12 protein-coding genes and 1 pseudogene are annotated in these 15,538 nt (G+C 31.4%); 8 read left to right on the forward strand and 5 right to left on the reverse strand.

Annotation, left to right across the window (positions count from 1 at the left end):
• The first annotated feature begins 1 nt into the window (after position 1).
• Positions 2-403: a GNAT family N-acetyltransferase gene (locus AC2D8K_RS07965; RefSeq protein ID WP_002452421.1), complete on the forward strand. Its 402-nt coding sequence runs from the start codon at positions 2-4 to the stop codon at positions 401-403.
• A 62-nt stretch (positions 404-465) separates the two neighbouring features.
• On the opposite strand, the gene AC2D8K_RS07970 is transcribed toward AC2D8K_RS07965, so the two are convergent.
• Positions 466-1,461 carry an acrylyl-CoA reductase family protein gene (locus AC2D8K_RS07970; protein WP_002452420.1) on the reverse strand — a complete coding sequence of 332 codons (996 nt, stop codon included), beginning with the start codon at positions 1,459-1,461 and terminating at the stop codon, positions 466-468.
• A gap of 326 nt (positions 1,462-1,787) precedes the next feature.
• Between AC2D8K_RS07970 and efeO the strand changes: the two genes are divergently transcribed.
• The 3 genes and pseudogenes from efeO (at position 1,788) to AC2D8K_RS07985 (ending at position 5,559) form a co-directional block, all read left to right on the forward strand.
• Positions 1,788-2,642 (forward strand): iron uptake system protein EfeO, encoded by an 855-nt coding sequence (efeO, locus tag AC2D8K_RS07975; RefSeq protein ID WP_145505559.1) that lies wholly within the window; start codon positions 1,788-1,790, stop codon positions 2,640-2,642.
• Positions 2,639-3,866, forward strand: a pseudogene (gene efeB / locus AC2D8K_RS07980) (iron uptake transporter deferrochelatase/peroxidase subunit). The gene efeO and the pseudogene efeB overlap by 4 nt, the downstream one beginning before the upstream one ends.
• Positions 3,847-5,559 carry an FTR1 family protein gene (locus AC2D8K_RS07985; protein ID WP_002452417.1) on the forward strand — a complete coding sequence of 571 codons (1,713 nt, stop codon included), beginning with the start codon at positions 3,847-3,849 and terminating at the stop codon, positions 5,557-5,559. The pseudogene efeB and the gene AC2D8K_RS07985 overlap by 20 nt, the downstream one beginning before the upstream one ends.
• Positions 5,560-5,581: 22 nt before the next feature.
• Here the strand turns inward: AC2D8K_RS07985 and tatC are convergent, their stop codons facing one another.
• A complete protein-coding gene (gene tatC, locus AC2D8K_RS07990; RefSeq protein WP_002452416.1) occupies positions 5,582-6,316 on the reverse strand; it encodes a twin-arginine translocase subunit TatC in 735 nt (244 codons plus the stop codon).
• Positions 6,300-6,518, reverse strand: coding sequence for a twin-arginine translocase TatA/TatE family subunit (gene tatA, locus AC2D8K_RS07995; RefSeq protein ID WP_002452415.1), 219 nt, complete (start codon positions 6,516-6,518; stop codon positions 6,300-6,302). Before tatA ends, tatC begins: the two co-directional genes overlap by 17 nt.
• A gap of 247 nt (positions 6,519-6,765) precedes the next feature.
• Here tatA and AC2D8K_RS08000 point away from each other — a divergent pair, with 247 nt between their 5' ends.
• The 3 genes from AC2D8K_RS08000 (at position 6,766) to AC2D8K_RS08010 (ending at position 10,522) form a co-directional block, all read left to right on the forward strand.
• A complete protein-coding gene (locus tag AC2D8K_RS08000) occupies positions 6,766-7,278 on the forward strand; it encodes a GNAT family N-acetyltransferase (RefSeq protein WP_002452414.1) in 513 nt (170 codons plus the stop codon).
• A 153-nt stretch (positions 7,279-7,431) separates the two neighbouring features.
• Positions 7,432-9,594, forward strand: coding sequence for a bifunctional glycosyltransferase/CDP-glycerol:glycerophosphate glycerophosphotransferase (locus AC2D8K_RS08005; RefSeq protein ID WP_002452413.1), 2,163 nt, complete (start codon positions 7,432-7,434; stop codon positions 9,592-9,594).
• 163 nt (positions 9,595-9,757) lie between these two features.
• Positions 9,758-10,522 carry a hypothetical protein gene (locus AC2D8K_RS08010; RefSeq protein WP_002452412.1) on the forward strand — a complete coding sequence of 255 codons (765 nt, stop codon included), beginning with the start codon at positions 9,758-9,760 and terminating at the stop codon, positions 10,520-10,522.
• Between the two features lie 84 nt (positions 10,523-10,606).
• Here the strand turns inward: AC2D8K_RS08010 and AC2D8K_RS08015 are convergent, their stop codons facing one another.
• Positions 10,607-12,289, reverse strand: a complete 1,683-nt coding sequence (locus tag AC2D8K_RS08015) for a CDP-glycerol glycerophosphotransferase family protein (protein ID WP_002452411.1) — start codon at positions 12,287-12,289, stop codon at positions 10,607-10,609.
• A gap of 341 nt (positions 12,290-12,630) precedes the next feature.
• On the opposite strand from AC2D8K_RS08015, the gene AC2D8K_RS08020 reads away from it, so the two are divergent.
• Complete coding sequence (locus AC2D8K_RS08020) at positions 12,631-14,232, forward strand: L-lactate permease (RefSeq protein ID WP_002452410.1); 1,602 nt, start codon at positions 12,631-12,633, stop codon at positions 14,230-14,232.
• 76 nt (positions 14,233-14,308) lie between these two features.
• On the opposite strand, the gene AC2D8K_RS08025 is transcribed toward AC2D8K_RS08020, so the two are convergent.
• Positions 14,309-15,454 carry a glycosyltransferase family 4 protein gene (locus AC2D8K_RS08025; protein WP_002452409.1) on the reverse strand — a complete coding sequence of 382 codons (1,146 nt, stop codon included), beginning with the start codon at positions 15,452-15,454 and terminating at the stop codon, positions 14,309-14,311.
• Between the last annotated feature and the right edge of the window lie 84 nt (positions 15,455-15,538).

The raw sequence follows: 15,538 nt of genomic DNA on the forward strand, positions 1-15,538 counted from the left end.
AATGGTAGTTATCAAACATATAGCGCCGTCCGTAGAAGATTATTTAAAATTAAGATTAGATGCGGGACTAAGTGCAAAGTCCACTGAAGCGGCTAAAAGAGGATTGCCTAATGCTTGTTTTAATGTCACTTTATATTATGAGTCGTCATTAATAGGTATGGGTAGAATCGTTGGAGATGAGGGAACAGCACTTCAAATTGTCGATATTGCTGTTCATCCAGATTATCAAGGACAAGGATATGGTCGTACAATTATGGAACACATTATGCAATACGTTCATGAAAATGCGGTAAAAGGTACTTATGTGAGTTTAATGGCTGATTATCCCGCAGATAAATTGTATGAAAAATTTGGTTTTCAATCTACAGAGCCACATTCAATGGGGATGTATATTTTATTTTAAACATATTCAAAAGGAGTCCTCGACAATGTAACGAGGACGCCTTTTTGTTGTAAGCTCTTATGTTATTTAACACCAAAGTCGACAACGATTCGACCCATGTGCTGATGATTCATTACACGATCAATACCATTTGGTAAGTCATCAAATGCAATGACTTCTTTAATATCATGTAATTGTTTTGGTTTTAAATCTTTGGCAAGACGACGCCAGACGAGTTTGCGTAGTTTAATTGGAGTGAAGACAGAATCAACGCCTAATATACTGATTCCTCTTAAAATAAGTGGAAAGACAGAACTTTCGAATTGAGTGCCACCAGTCATTCCAATAACGGCTATACTGCCATTATTATCAAGCTTATTGACGATATTAGCTAAACTTTCGCCGCCAACTGGATCTATAGCAGCCTGCCAAGTTCTTGAACCTAATGCTTTACCATCATATTCAGGTAAGCGATCAATAACATCCTTAGCGCCTAATGTTTTCAATTTGTCAGTTGCATCTTTACGCCCAGTACTAGCAACAACGTCATAACCTAATTTATCTAACATAAGGACTGATAGCATACCAACGCCACCAGAAGCGCCTCTAACTAATACATTATCCTTTTCTATTGTTAATCCTTCTGTTTCTAATCGCTCAATAGCTAAACCAGCTGTGTAACCAGCAGTACCATAAATCATAGCTTCTTCTAAAGTTAAATCTTCGGGTAGATCGATAATCCATTCGCTATTCACACGAGCATATTCACTGAAACCACCAAATTGACTCACGCCCAAATCATAGCTTGTTACAATGACTTTATCTCCTACATAGTGACCTGGTGCATTAGATTCTACAATTTCACCTGATAAATCTATTCCTGGTACCATAGGATATTGTTTAACAATTGCATTACGATCTTGTGTAGCTAATGCATCTTTATAGTTAATACTTGAGTAATGTACTTTAATAAGGACATCACCTTCAGGTAAATCATTTATTGTAAGTTGCTTAAAATCTGCAGAGACCTTTCCTTCAGTATCTCTATCTACGACATAAGCTTTAAATTCTTCTGCCAAAACATGTTCACTCCTTCAATATTATTGACCTTCATTATAATTTGTTCATTTACTTATTAAAATGATTTCTACTTTCCTTATTTATATTTAGCAAAATAATGCCATAGTTATTTTAATATAAAACGAAGTGAAATTGCATAAAGTTTTAGAAATTAAAATGTTAAAAAATCTGTCTCATAAAAATTGAAAAGAATTGTTGTTGACACATTTAAAATGGACACATATAATTATTTTGATAATGATTATCAATTGATATTACATAGATAAAAATATTCTGTATATATAGCGCGACAAATCAACGTGAAAAATTTTGAAGAGGTGTAGGAATGAAGAAATTACCAGTAATTTTATTAACGTCGTCATTACTTTTAGCAGCATGTGGTAACAATAGTGATGGCGGTAAAGATAATGCTAATAAGAGTAGTAATAATAGTGAAAACAAAGCTGAATTAAAAGAAGCTACTAAAAAATATGAAAAATATACTGATAAACAATTAGATGAATTCTTAAAAGGGACTCAACAGTTTGTCGATGCAATCGACAATAATGATATGGATAAAGCAAAAGAATTGTATCCTAAAGTACGTATGTACTACGAACGTTCAGAACCTGTTGCAGAAGCATTTGGTGATTTAGATCCAAAAATTGATGCACGTTTGGCAGATATGAAAGAAGAAAAGAAAGAAAAAGAATGGTCAGGTTATCACAAAATAGAGAAACAATTATTTCAGGATAACACTATAGACGATACAACAAAGAAAGATGCTCAACAATTATTAAAAGATGCTAAAGAGCTACATGCTAAGGCTGAAACTTTAGATATTACACCTAAGTTAATGTTACAGGGGTCAGTAGATTTATTAAACGAAGTATCAACGTCTAAAATTACTGGTGAAGAAGAAATTTATTCTCACACAGATTTATATGACTTCAAAGCTAATATCGAAGGTGCACAAAAGATTTATGAATTATTCAAACCAACATTAGAGAAAAAAGATAAAAAATTAAGTGCTGATATTCAAAAGAACTTTGATAATGTGAATGAATTACTTGATAAATATAAAGACGGAGACGGATACAAATCTTATAATGATGTAACTAAGAAAGATAGAAAAGCACTTTCAGATGCAGTGAATTCTTTAGGAGAACCACTAAGTAAGATGGCTGTGGTTACAGAATGAGTAAAGTAGATAATCAATCATCGTCTTCTGTTTCAAGACGCTCATTTTTAAAAATGATGGGTATTGGTGGAGCTGGCGTAGTCATTGGTGCAAGTGGAGCAGGTAGTGTATTTTCATTTAAGTCAATGTTTGATACGCCAGAAGATGAAGAAAAAGATGCATATGAATTTTATGGCAAAGTACAAGCAGGCATTACAACACCAACACAGAAAACATGTAATGTCGTATCGTTAGAACTTAAATCTAAAGATAAAAGTGCCATTAAGGATATGTTTAAGCAATGGACTAAAATGGCAGCAAATATGACTGACGGCGATGCGGTAGAAAAGGATAGTAAGAATCCTTTGTTACCACCCGTTGATACTGGCGAAGCTATCGGTTTAGGCGCTAGTAAATTAACACTCACATTTGGTGTGAGTAAATCATTTATGAAAAAGTTAGGCCTTTCCGACAAAATCCGAAAAGACTATAAAGATTTACCACATTTTCCAAATGATCAAATAGACGAAGACTATAGTGATGGTGACATCATGATTCAAGCTTGTTCTAATGATGAGCAAGTAACATTTCATGCTGTACATAACTTAATTCGTCCGTTTAGAGATTTAGTCAAAGTAAAATGGTCACAAAACGGATTTGTATCAATCAAAGGTAAAGAAACACCAAGAAATCTAATGGCGTTTAAGGATGGTACAGTTAATCCGCGTAAAACGAATGAATACAAAGATTATGTCTTTATTAATAACGGTTGGGCTAAAAATGGCACATATTGTATCATTCGACGTATTCAAATTCACATCGAAACATGGGATCGTACTGCATTAGAAGAACAAGAAGCTACTTTCGGTAGAAAAAGAAGTTCAGGTGCACCGTTAACAGGTAAAAAAAAAATTTGATGAGTTGGATTTAAAAGCTAAAGATAGTAGAGGAGAATATGTCATTCCAGAAGACGCCCATGCACGATTGGCAAGAGAAGCGAAAACTTCAATTAAAAGACGTGCGTATAATTATACTGCAGGTACTAACGAAAAAACTGGCAATTTAGAAACAGGATTATTATTTATTAGTTTCCAAAAATCACCACAACAATTTATTGATATACAGAATCATCTAGGTCATAAAGACAAATTGAATGAATATATTACGCATATAGGTACTGCTACATTTATCGTATTGCCAGGCGTACAAAAGGGAGGCTACCTAGGTGAAACACTATTTAATTAAAATAGTAGTGATATTAATGATTGGGCTATCTATTTTTAGATTTACACCTGCACACGCCGAATCAGACTCAATGAGCGAAACATATGTTGCGATTACTGATGCGAAATCGACAATTGCAGATAAAGATAAAAGCCAATCTGATAAAGCTAAAGCATTAAAAGACGTTAAAAAAGAAATTAAAGCGTTAAAGATTAATAATGATAGCAAAGAAGGCAAACAAGTTAATAGCAAGTTGAAAGAAGTAGAACATGCTTCATCAGACGATGCTAAAGCGGACAAACTTGGTGAACTGACTAAAGCGCTTATTGCTTATGAAAACCAACAATCTTCTAAAGACGCTTCAGGAAAGATTAAAGAGTTACAACAAGCAGTTGATGCTAAAGACGCACCAATGAAAAAAGCCATCAAAGATAAAAATCATACAGAACTACAATCATTAAATAATGATTTAAATTCGATATGGACAAGTAATGAAACAGTCATTCGAAATTATGATGATGGTAAATATGGCCAAATTGAAGTTAATTTAATGCAATTAAGAGTTGCCATTCAAGAAGAGCCACTAGATACTGACAAAGTTAAATCAGCATGGTCAACGTTTAAGAACAGTATTGATACCGTTGATCAAAAGCAATCTGATTCAGACTCAGATAAGTATAAAGTTACTCAACTCAATGAAGAATTAGATAAAGCGATTGCTGATATCAATGACAATGATTTAGATAAAGCAGATGCATCATTATCGCAATTTGTTAAAATCTGGCCATATGTCGAAGGTAAAATTCAAACTAAAAATAGTAGTTTATATACTAAAATAGAAGATAAAATTCCTTACTACCAAAGTATTTTAGATCAATCTAATAAAGACCGTGTGAAAAAAGGGTTACAAGAATTAAATTCAGAAATCAAAGATACGGTCGGACAAGGTGAGTATTCATTTGTAGATGTAATGATTATTTTCCTACGTGAAGGTATCGAGGTCTTATTAATTATCATGACCTTAACAACGATGACACGTAAAGTTAAGGATGTTAAAGGAACGTCTAGTGTAGTAGGCGGTGCCTTATTAGGTCTTATTTTAAGTATTGGACTAGGTATTACCTTTATCTATACGATTGGTAATAATGGCGTCGTAAGAGAAGGTATGGAAGCTATTTTAGGTATCGTAGCAGTGGTATTAATGTATGTTGTTGGTATTTGGATGCATCGAAGATCAAATGCTCAACGTTGGAATGAAATGATCCAGAGCATGTATAACAATGCGATGAGTAATGGTAATTTAATATTACTAGGTACAATTGGATTAATTTCTGTATTACGTGAAGGTGTCGAAGTCATTATCTTCTATATGGGGATGATTGGTAGCATTACTACTAAAGATTTCATTCTTGGTATAGGATTAGCCATCATCATATTAATTATCTTCGCATTTGCATTTAGATTTATTGTGAAACTTATTCCTGTACGATTCATATTTAGAGTACTGTCTATCTTAATATTTGTCATGACATTTAAAATGTTAGGTGTAAGTATTCAAAAATTACAATTGTTAGGCTATATGTCTCAGCATAGTATTGAAGGATTACCAACATTGAGTTGGATTGGTTTCTATCCAAGTTTTGAAACCATTATTGCTCAAGTCATATTAATCATACTTATTCTTATATTCGTTTTAAACAATCGTAAGAAATAAATAAACATCTCGAATGAAGATATTAGACTTCGTTCGAGATGTTTTGCTGTTTATATGTGATTTTGGCGATGAGCATACTAAATTCAAATAAAAGAATTAAAGGTAACGTTAATAATAAATTAAGTACTAAATCAGGTGGTGCAATGATACTAGCAACTACAAAACATGCAAAATAAATATATTTACGATAAGTACCTAATTGGCGCGGATCAATTAAACCAAAATGCGCTAATCCTAAAAATAGTACTGGAATTTGGAATAAAAAACCAAAAACCAATAGCCATCTTATGAGTTCTCCTAAATATGCTTTTAAACCTATGATTGGTTCGATACTAAGGGCATCTGATAAGTTAATTGAAAAATTAATAATCAGTGGAAAACCAATAAAAAAGGCAAATATAACGCCAAGAATAAAAAGAACTGCACAAAAGATACTATATTTATAGATGAATTTGCGTTCATGTTGATGTAAGCCTGGTGCGATAAATGCCCATAATTGATAGAAAATCATTGGTGCAATAATGCAAAGGGCAACCGTAAATATAATCATAATATAAATTTGTATGGTTTCAGTAAACGAGAATGTGTGCAATGTCACATCAGAACGTTTTACATAATGTAAAAAAGGTTTAACCCACCAATGTGATGATAGGTAAGTTATCACTGTTGCGATAATAAAGGCAATCAGAGTATGTACTAATCGTTGTCGTAATTCAGTAAAATGGTCTAATAATGTCGAGTTATTTTGATTGTTCACGTTGTGATTTTGATGCTTTACTGGGTGTGTCTGTAGAATCGTCGTCCATGTGTTCAGCAGCGGATTTAAATTCTTTTAATGTTGATCCAATAGCACGTCCAAATTGTGGTAACTTCGTAGGTCCAAAAATGATTAAGGCAATAATACTAATGATGACAAGACTTGTAGGTCCAGTAATTCCTAATACAAACAAATTTTCCATTTAATTCCATCCTTTATGAGTGTGATTGATTAATTATAACTTTATACTTATTGATAAAGATTATCAATAAGTATTTTACTTTTTAAAAGATTTTTTATAAAACTAAATACCGTTAGAATCAAAACGAGATGCTTGAAGTCCAAAGTGATTGCTTTAATTATGAAAATAATTAATAATAGATGAATTTTTTTAAGAAATAAGATAAAGTATTGTTAATCTACACGATTAAAGGGGGATTTATGTAATCATGAAACAAATAAGGGAAGTAAGTATTGAAGAAGTTGAAACATTACAAAAGTTAGCGATAGATACGTTTTATGAAACATTTGGACCATTCTATACAGATGAAAATTTACAAAAGTACTTTGATAGTGCGTTTAATATTGAGACTTTAAAAAAAGAATTACAAGAACCGTTATCATTTTATTATTTTTTTACTGAAGATGACGACATTGTTGGATACACAAAATTTAATGTTGATGATGCACAAACTGAACCACATGGCCCCGATTATTTAGAAGTTCAACGTATTTATTTTTATCAATCACATCAAGGTGGAGGCAGAGGCAAAAAATTTATAGACCTTGCTGTTGAGAAAGCAAAAGCATATAAAAAATCCAAAATTTGGTTAGGCGTTTGGGAAAATAATCCTCAAGCCATTAAGTTTTATGAATCACGAGGTTTTGTTGAAACAGGACACCACGAATTTATTACAGGAGATGTTGTGGATAGAGATATTATCATGGAAAAGGAATTATAATTATGTATATATCTATGATTTGATTTGAAATCACATATTGAATTATTCGCATATCAGTACAAAGTCAGATATAATGATGACGTTAATTTTTTAATTATGATTAAAATAATTAGATAAATATAAAAAGATTTAACGTTGGAAAGGACGTATTAGATGCATTCATTGACGATTATTGTCACTTACTATAATTCAGAGGAGTATATTCAAAGTTGTATAGAAAGTATTAAGCAACAACGTACTCAAGATTTTGAAGTTATCATAGTTAACGATGGTTCCACAGATCAAACAGAGGCATTGATGAAAGAATCACTTAAAGATTATGATAAAAAAGTTAATTACATTAAATTAGAAGAAAATCAAGGTCATGCACACGCACGAAATGTTGCAATGAAGGAAGTAGAAACTCCTTATTTCATGTTCTTAGATGCAGATGATGAATTAGCTTCTTATGCAATTACTTTTTACTTAGATAAGTTTAATTATACAGATGGATTAATTGCACCTGTGCATTCATTTATGCTTAAAAAGCCACAATATGTTGACTTAGACAAAGTAAAAGTTAACTATTTTGATGGTAAACGTAATATTAATTCATTTTTAAGAAAGCAAACAGCATGTAACATTATTTTTAGAACGGCTATCGTCAGAGCACATGATTTAAAGTTTAATGAAGATTTAAATGTGTATACAGACTGGTCATTCGTTATTGAGTATTCAAAATATGTTAATAAATTTATGAGAATTACGAATTTCTCATTCTATTATCGTGGAGAAGTATATGATCCATTTGATGGTAAGACATTAAGTGAACAAGACTTTGACATCTTATTCGAAGATTATGTCAAAATGTTCTATGATGCAATGGCACGTGTCACTCATAAAGAGACTAAATCATTTATTATTAATAAATTAGAACAGCAAATTGCGAGAGATTTTGATCCTACACATCATGATATTAAGAAACGATATGCTGCACACAAAGAAACACTTGTTGAACTTGCACGTTATTTAAATGTGAACTTGATTAAACATCAACATCTTATTAACAAAATTGAAACGATTCTATTAATGAACGAAGATACAGAAAAAGCATTTCAAGTGAATCAATTTAGAAAGACATTAAGACATGTTAAAAATATTGTTTTACGTAATAAGAATAAAAATCGCTCTATTTATGAATTAACAGATAAAGAAGACAATGTTAAGCCAGAAACGATTGTATTTGAATCATTCGGTGGTAAAAACTATAGCGATAGTCCTAAATATATTTATGAATATATGCAAAAATATTATCCGAATTATCGTTATGTTTGGTCATTTAAAAATCCTAAAAATCACGTAGTTCCAGGTAATGCGGAAACAGTTAAACGAAATTCAGAAGCCTATTATAAAGCATATTCTGAAGCGAGTCATTGGGTTTCAAATGCGAGATTACCATTATATTTAAATAAGAAAGAAAATCAAACTTACATTCAAACTTGGCACGGCACACCATTGAAACGCTTAGCTAATGATATGAAAGTGGTTCGTATGCCAGGTACGACGACACCTAAATATAAACGAAACTTTAATCGTGAAACATCAAGATGGGACTATTTAATTTCTCCAAACAGATATTCTACTGAAATTTTCAAAAGTGCATTTTGGATGGATGAACCTAGAATGTTAGAAATTGGTTATCCTAGAAATGATATTTTAGTAAATAGAGCAAACGATGAAGATTTTAAAAATGAAATTAAGAAGAACTTAAATATTCCTGAAGATAAAAAAGTCATTATGTATGCGCCAACTTGGAGAGATGACGAGTTTGTAAGTAAAGGCAAGTATTTATTTGAACTGAAAATCGATCTAGATAATTTATATCAAGAATTAGGCGATGACTATGTTATCCTTTTACGTATGCATTATTTAATTTCAAATGCGATTGATTTAACAGGATTTGAAAACTTTGCTGTGGATGTTTCTAATTATAACGATGTATCTGAGTTATTCTTAGTGAGTGATTGTCTCATTACAGATTACTCTTCAGTTATGTTTGATTACGGTATTTTAAAACGCCCTCAATTCTTCTTTGCATATGATATTGATAAATATGACAAAGGCTTACGAGGCTTCTATATGGATTATAAAAAAGATTTACCAGGTCCTATTTTTACAGAACCTTATGAATTAGCAAAACAACTTAAAGATTTAGATAAGGTGCAACATGACTATCAAGATAAAATTGATGCATTTTATCATCGATTCTGTTCAGTTGATAAAGGCACAGCATCTCAATATATTGGAGATTTAATTCATAAAGATATTGAAGGTTAATCTTTATTAAAATAATACGAAAAATTAATAAAATTAGGGTATAATATTTATAAGTAATTAAATATTATGCCCTTTTTATGTTTTTAATTATCAATGTAACTGCGTTGATAGTAGGGTGAAGATGTTTGAATGGTTAATCAAAATACTATAGGAGGTTTTATTAATGAAGAAATTGTATACGAGTTTGTTAGCTTTATCCTTAATTTTAGGCGCAGCAGCATGTTCTAATGATGATAGTAGTAAAGACAAAGATAGTTCTAAGGATGATCAGTCAAAAACTGAACAGAAAGATAAAGCATCTAATGATCATTCAAAGGACAAATCGTCTGATAAAGAAAGCGATAAAGACGATAAAAACAAAGACAAAGATAAAAATGATAACGTAGCTTCAAACGATAGCAATTCAACAAGTAGTAACCAAGATAGTGATCATAACCAACAAGCGTCATCCAATAATAATGGAAGTAGTTCAGATCAACAAGCACAAAATACGAATGGAAATAATAATGGTGCTACAAACAATAATCAGCAACCAAGTAATACTAATAATAATCAAGGTACACCAAACCAAGGCTCATCAAACCAAGATACACAACAACCTACACAAGGTAATAACGGTTATGTAGCACCTTATCATGGTACTAATGCAGTTAATGTAGCAAGAAGCTTAACAAGAGATAATGTGAATCAATCAGAAGCCTTAAAACAATTACCAAACTTCCAAACTGCCTTAGATATTGCTAAACAAGAAGCTAATTTATATGGTAATCATAATAAAACGTATAATGATTACGGCATTGAAGGTAACAATGGTAATTACAGTTATGTATTTAGTTTTAAAGATCCACAACAAAATGGTGTTTATTCTATTGTTACAGTGAATAGTCAAGGTCAACCTGTTGTTGTTGATCCAGCTTATGGAAAATAGATTAAAATCTGAATTTATATAGTAAGAAAAAAGCGTATCACAAACTCTCACCATTTGTGGTACGCCTTTTTATAAAAAACAATTTTATTTTAGTTCATCTTGAATGAGTTGAGTTAAGTATTGTAATGATTGGTTATCCTTATTGATGTATGGATTATGATTTTTAGGAATCATATCATTGATTAAATCACGTGTTAACAAATCAGCATCTGTGTACCAGACATTAGATAAACTTTTGATAACGTCTATATAAACACCACGTTCTTCGACATATTTTGTGTGATTCGGTGTGTATAAACAAACACGTTTATCTATCGTTAAAGCATCAAAAATAATTGAAGAATAATCTGTTAAAACGACATCAGAAATAAGCAATAGGTCCTGTGTTTCAATACCTTTTTGAGGTAAAATCACGCCATCAGGTAGCTGAGCTACGCGGTCACTTTCAACGTGTCCTTTGAATATGACATTATATTTAGCTAATAATTGTTCTGAGATTGGTAACAATTCATCATCATGATGATCTGAAACCCATGTCGGTGCATATAATAGCACAGGTTTATTTGAGTCGCATCTTAATTCACGTTTAAGTTGTTCATAAAATGAAGACTCATTCAGTTTATTCAACAAATATTGCACTCTTGGATAGCCAATAGGTAACACGTGTGTATGATGTGTTGGGAAAGCTGAATGAAACATATCCATAGCTAGTTTAGAGTCACATACTAAATAATCTTGTTTAGCTAATTTATTATATTTACGGGCTCTGTAATTATAAATATTTAAGTTTTGATTTGGTTCACGACTATCTAAAAATAACTTTTTAATTGGTGTGCCATGCCAAAGCTGAATAATAGTACCATTAGGTTTGATGGCATCTGGCATATAGCTTTCAGTAACCACAACTTTAGCTGTTTCAATCATGGCTTGTGTTTCTGGATTATCAGGCGATATAAAATGTGGTCCTTGTCTATCATTTGTGACAAAATAAGTTTCAATCGTTGGATTACGTTTTACAAAGTAGCTAAATAAATATTTAGAATTGCCACGATAACCATAATCAAATCCGATAAAGACAACATGGTCTTTCAGTACCGATGTGTCTTTATCATATATATAACTTATTTCTCTATGTTTTTTTAAAGAATGATTTTTAAATGGTTTAAACATCCATTTGGGCAATTTGAATTTAGTGCTTAATAACACTGAATCTGAATATCTTAAGTCACTATGGTCATCAAAAGTGAATTTAGGAAATGGTACTTTTTGACGATGTTCATAAGCTATCGTATTTAAATAGAATTGATTGATTTTACTTATATTATCTTTATCAATAGATGACCAAAGTGCAGTACTTGTATGCATAGGTGCTTTGAAATCATAGACGACATGTCCATCGACAGCTAGTTGTCCTTTTAAAATAGTAACTAAAGCTAAATCAAATATTGTTTCAATATTGAATTTTTCTAGGTGAGATAAGGCTGATTTAATTTCAAAAATCACGTTTGGATAATGATTAATATTTTTCACCCAGTCAATAAAATCGATGGTTTCAAGTCCAAAATAACGACAATCATTTAGATATGATTTGTCGATTGTATAATCAACAATGATTGAAGTGCTTTTTAACTCTACAGATTCGAGCATCTTTTGATGGATCATCATATCATTCGAATAAGGGGCAAAATGAGTATAACCTTCATCCAAAGCTTTTATAAGTTGAATATCTATATTTTCTATATTAGTAATATTAATTTGCTTTATCATATCGTTGACCTCTTTAAGACTAAATTTATTCTTTCTATTTTATCATGTGAGTCGTATGAATACATCACAAAGCACTTATTTTTGATTAAGTAACCGTTTTCGCATTTATGCGCATTTTAAAAGAGTTAGTGATTGAGAATATTATAAAATAATTGAGAAAAACTATAAAAACAATGTTGTAATTTTAACTAGAAGATGATATATTTTAATTGTGAAAAAGTTCACAAGTGATAAAAGAATATATTTTAATGAAAAATCACAATTATCGATATTCAATAATTTAATTTTGATATAAATCTAGCTAGAGACAACAAAATTTATAGTAAAGGAAGAGTCAAACTATGTTAGTAAATTCATTCAATCCATTTGATAACTTAGTGTTATCTAGTATTATTGCTGCAATTCCAATTATCTTGTTTTTATTATGTTTAACTGTTTTTAAAATGAAAGGGATATATGCGGCAGTGACAACTTTAGTTGTAACACTGTTAATCGCTATTCCGTTCTTTAAACTTCCAGTAGGTATTGCTTCAGGCGCAGTTGTGGAAGGTTTCTTCCAAGGTATTATCCCTATTGGTTATATAGTTATGATGGCAGTATTACTGTATAAAATCACATTAGAATCTGGACAGTTCTCAACGATTCAAGATAGCATTACGAGTATTTCGCAAGACCAACGTATTCAATTGTTATTAATTGGATTCTCATTTAATGCCTTTTTAGAAGGGGCTGCTGGATTTGGGGTTCCTATTGCGATTTGTGCATTATTATTAGCGCAATTAGGCTTCAAACCATTACAAGCTGCTATGTTATGTTTAGTTGCAAACGCAGCTTCAGGTGCATTTGGAGCTATTGGTATTCCAGTTGGAGTTATTGATACTTTACATTTACCTGGTGATGTATCAGCTATGGGCGTTTCTCAAACATCCGTATTTACATTAGTTATTATCAACTTCTTTATTCCGTTTTTATTAATCTTTATCATTGATGGATTCAAAGGGATTAAAGAAACATTACCTTCAATCTTAGTTGTATCTATTACTTATACTGTGTTACAAGCTTTATTAACAGTATTTAATGGACCGGAATTAGCAGATATTATTCCACCATTAGCATCAATGTTAGCTTTAGCATTATTCTCTAGAAAATTCCAACCTAAACATACGTTTAGAGTTCAAAAAGACGTAAAACCTGAACCAGTAAAACACCACAGTGCTAAATCAATATTATATGCGTGGAGTCCATTTGTCATTTTAACGATCATTGTTATGATTTGGAGCGCACCATCATTCAAAAATTTATTCTTACCTAAAGGTAAGTTATCAAGCTTAGTATTAAACTTTAATTTACCAGGAACATTTAGTGAAGTGGCACATAAACCAATTACATTATCATTGAACCTGATTGGACAAACAGGTACAGCGATTTTAATTACCATTATTATTACAGTATTGATGTCTAAAAAAGTTGGTTTTGGTGATGCAGGGCGTTTATTCGGTGTAACATTTAAAGAGTTATGGTTACCGATATTAACAATTTGCTTTATTTTAGCTATCTCTAAAATTACAACATATGGTGGTCTAAGTAGTGCTATGGGTCAAGGAATTGCAAAAACAGGCGATGTATTCCCATTACTATCTCCAATACTAGGTTGGATTGGTGTATTTATGACCGGTTCAGTTGTGAATAACAACTCACTATTTGCACCTATTCAAGCTTCTGTAGCACAACAAATTGGTACGAGTGGTTCATTATTGGTTGCTTCTAATACAGTTGGTGGTGTAGCAGCGAAATTGATTTCTCCTCAATCCATTGCTATTGCAACTGCAGCTGTTAAAGAAGTTGGTAAAGAATCAGAACTATTAAAAATGACTCTAAGATACAGTGTTGGATTACTCATATTCATTTGTATTTGGACATTTATCTTATCAGTAATATTATAAGAACAAATTAAAGAAGCATTTAAAAACTGATTTCTCGATTTTCGAGAAATCAGTTTTTATTTTAGAAGTTTATATGTTAAGTGAACATATTCATGAAGTCGTGGTATACGGCTTCTGCAGAATATGATTTCAGTGTTTCATGTCCTTCTTGAATGATGTGTTGTAGTTCCTCATCATTATGCATCGTTAGATCGATACGTTTAGCAAGTTGTGATGTATCATCATGAGTTACTAAGTAACCATTCTTACCACTTTTAATGATTGAATCAGGACCAGTATTACCATCGAAACTAATGACAATGTTATCTTGTGCCATAGCTTCTAATATCACCATTCCAAATCCTTCGTTTCTAGATGGTATAACAGTGATTTTACTTTGAGCTAACTTTTGATTAAGTGATGGTGTGGCAGGATAAAGGTGTACAATATCTTGTAATTGATATTGGTCGATAAATTGTTTTAAATGTTCTTTCTCTTGTCCATCACCATATAAATGTAATTCATAGTTTAAATGTCTTAAGTCATCTTGAATTAATCTGATACTTTCTAATAAGAGGTCAAATCCTTTTTCGTATTCCAATCTGCCTGCTGCAAGAATAATATTTTTCTTTTGAGCAGCGATACGTTTATTATTAGCAATATTTGGCACTACATAAACGGGCGTTTTTAGTTTGGATTGATATATGGATTGATCGGCTGAAGTTAACGTAGTGATTTTATTAACATCACGGTAGGCATTAATGATTTGATTTTGGAATTTTTGCTCATGTGCATTAAAATTCATATGTTCCATAGCAACGGTAGTGACATTTTTATTCTGATATTTAGCAATTAAGATATTAAAACTTGCTCTTGTACCAATTAGGACATCCGTTGATACACGTTTGATAGCTTTTATCATCTTTTTCTCAACATAACTTGAAAATTGATTTAATCCAGGTTCATATTGAGATAAATGTTTAGGCTTTAACAAGGGTGTATATTTTCTTATTCGATTTGCTAAAATAGCATTAAAATGAGTTGGTTTTAAACGATAATCAACTAAATCTTGTACTTTGATGTCTTTGTGTAAGTTGAAATAAGGTTGATCATTGCCTCTAAAGACAGAAATAATCGTAACAGGATGACCCTTTTCAGCTAATGTGTTAGCTAGTTGTGAAATCGATTTAACTGTACCGCCCATGGCATAGATATTATGCATGAAAAATGTGAACGACTTCATTTGAACACCTCTTATATTTTGTGAATTTTTAATTATTATATCATGACATAGATTACGAAATAGATAAACGAATATGTTAAAATA

The organism is Staphylococcus sp. 510, from assembly GCF_057219715.1.